We start from the raw sequence: 3,060 nt of genomic DNA on the forward strand, positions 1-3,060 counted from the left end.
GATTAAATATCACAAAAGCTGTTGTAATGCCAGTCAATACACCTTGGGCCACTGGAAGTGTAGAAAACGTAAGCAGTAATCCAGATAATATTAGAAGATGGACGAAGTATTTATCCACATTCATATCTTGGGAACAATTCCGATTAATCCAGACAAGGATCACGGTAAAAATGTAAGCGAATGTGATATACCAGAACATAAAAGAGACAGGAATCTGGTTCCGAAATATCAAATTTGGTATTAACCCATCTGTTACTCTAAGAAATATTAGAATCAGAAATAAAATTTTTGAAATGCGCTGTGGGGTTGTAGAATTTTTCTTATTTTTATCAATTTTCATAAGGTTGTTCATTTTGATATTAGTAGCGAGTTGTTGGGTATTGTGGATAGTAAAACATATTTGGGTCGTAGTACAGGATGGGTATTGATGGAAAAGGCATTGAGTTCATGATATTAGAACCAGTTGCCTGAAATGTCTTAATAATAAATTCTGTCATTTTTTTTCCATAAACATAATCTCCGATATTTTGAATGGCTGGTTGACCAAAATAATATACTGGGATTATTTCTCCAGCATTATTAAGAATTTGAGCAAGATCAACCCCGGAACCAATTGGCATTCTCTCGCTTGGTAATTGTATTATTGAAGGAGCAGCTTCATCTACTAAATCCCAAGTATCACTCTTTCTCATTTTACCTATAAAGTCCAACAAGTCTCCGTTATCTTTGTTATACACAGGCGGCTCGGGGAGAGGAAAGACCCCGCCAGCAGTTCTAAACAAATCCCAATTAAAGTCATCCTGCATACTTAAAACACCGGGCACAGGAGGATCATCACCGTTTCTATTAGCATTTACTTGCCAACTGTGACTTTCCAAATCATACCAACTCCCGGTAAAAGGATATTTTTGTGAACCAGGTACGACAACCGTTGGCAATCTGGGTATTGTTTCAATCAAACTCCCCGGTGTGTATGGCAATATTTTCGGCTCAAGCAACTCCTCCTTCAAGCTCAAAACATCATCGCGAAGGCTCGGATTTTTCGGAGGCGCTTTTGGCGGCGGTGGTTCATCGGGAGTCACAATCCGTGCACGCCTGGTTTTTCGCTCCTCTTGCGCCGTCTTGTAATTCGATACGATCGCCGCAACAGACGAGGGGATTTTTCCGTTCTGGAGTGCCTTTGTTCTTTGCTTGATCGCATCGACTACTTTCACACCACTTTTTACCAATCCATCCTTAAAGGCATTCAACGAAGCCTGATATGCTCTCGCGATGGCTTTATATCTCTGTGCTTTGGCACTGGCGGCTCTTTTCCTGGCTTCTTCTTCCTGCCGTTTTCGCTCGGCGATCTGGGCCGCAAAGGCAGCGATTGCCGCAGATGCAGTTGCGCCCCATAAAATATTGGGATCGGGTGCCTGGGGATTTGAAGTCGCAGCAGTGCTTTTCGTTTGACTCCCAAAGGGGACCACGATCCCCTTTTTCTCTTCTTTCGTAGAGATTTGGGGTTCAGGGGCAGGAGGGGGGTAAACGACCGGGGGAGGTTCAACCAGGGTGATGATCGTTTTTGGTTCCGCTGCAGGGAGTGGCGGGAGGATGGCGGCAATCTCCACCTCCCCAACCGTGACTGCGCCACACTGGATGCCTTCATTTCCAGCCAGATCCGAGACTTTCAAACAGCCATAATAGACCCCGGGGAGGGCCAGGTTCCCGTCACCCCAACGTCCGTCCCATAGGAAGGTGGTATCAAAATTATTCCCGGAAAGACCCTCTTTAAAAACGGCTTTCGGCCAGCGCTCGTCATCATCCTCGATCACCAGCCGCAGGGAATCCAGCCCGCTGCCAGCCTGGCCTGAGCTTGTCGAAGGGTCTTCCACTGCATAATAAAGATGGTTTTCCTGTTTCCAGTTTGCCGGGAAATCAATCGCAGGAGGGGTGCTATCGACCTTGATCACCTGGGTCACTTCCCTGCTGATCCCGGCATTATTGGTTGCGCGAAGATAAAGGATATGCACCCCATCGCTGAAGGTCAACGGTGCCGTGTAATTTTGCCAGGCGCCACCTGCCAGCGCATATTCAAAAGAGGCCAAGCCTGAGCCGGGCGCGTCGGCGCTGGCACTTGCCTCCACAGAGGATCTGTACCAATCTCCATTTCCGGAAGTGCCATTCAGGGTCAGGCTGATCCCGGGCGTGGTGCTATCCACATTCACCGTCTGCGAAAGGGTGCTGCTATTTCCTGCAATATCTGATGCACGAATTTCAACGCTGTGAGTCCCATCGCTGAGGGTGAAGGGTGCGCTATAGGATTGCCATCCGCCACCATTGACAGAGATCTCAAAGCTGCTCAATCCGGAAGTTGCATCGCTGGCTGTTGCGCTGATCTCAACATCAGAGGCCTGCCAGCCCAAAAAGCTCGTCCCCCCATCCAAAAAAAGATCCAGGGAAGGGGCCGTCGTATCGACATTGACCATTTGAGTGATGGTCTTCTCATTCCCGGCATTATCCGTTCCCTTAAGTTGCAGGCTGTGCGCGCCATCGCTGAAGCTCAGGGGGCTGCCATACGCTGTCCAGCTGCCACCGTTTGCGATGTATTCAAGAGAGGCGATCCCGGAGGTCGCATCCGAGGCGCTGGCAGATAAACTTGCATTCGAGGTATACCAGCCCCCGGAACCCAGCGTCCCGGAGAGGGTGCCGTCCACCGTTGGGGCGGTGCTATCCACCTTGATCGCATCCGCACTGCTGACCTGGTTCCCGGCCGTATCCCTGACAAGAAATTGGAGATCGTATTCCCCTTCGTTCAGGTTGAATGAGGCCGTGTAGGGCGACCAGGTGACCCCATCCGTGCTGAATGAAAAAGCAATTCCCGAACTGGGGGCAGCGTCACTGGCCGAAGCATCCACGCTGACGGATGAGGTATACCAGCCATTGGTGCCGGATGTGCCGGAGATGGTTTTACTCAGGGTGGGGGTGACAGAATCGATATTAATTCCCTGGCTGATCGTTTCGACATTTCCGGCCAGGTCACTCGCTCTGATCTGGACTGCGTAGCTGCCATCGTTAAAA

2 protein-coding genes are annotated in these 3,060 nt (G+C 49.4%); both read right to left on the reverse strand.

Annotation, left to right across the window (positions count from 1 at the left end):
- On the reverse strand, nt 1-340 hold a 340-nt coding region (locus tag AC3DOM_RS17070; protein WP_487920239.1), incomplete at its 3' end, for a hypothetical protein.
- Between the two features lie 19 nt (nt 341-359).
- Nucleotides 360-3,060 (reverse strand): OmpL47-type beta-barrel domain-containing protein (locus AC3DOM_RS17075; RefSeq protein WP_487920240.1); only part of this gene is annotated, 2,701 nt, incomplete at its 5' end.

Source organism: Candidatus Desulfolinea nitratireducens (genome assembly GCF_982879505.1).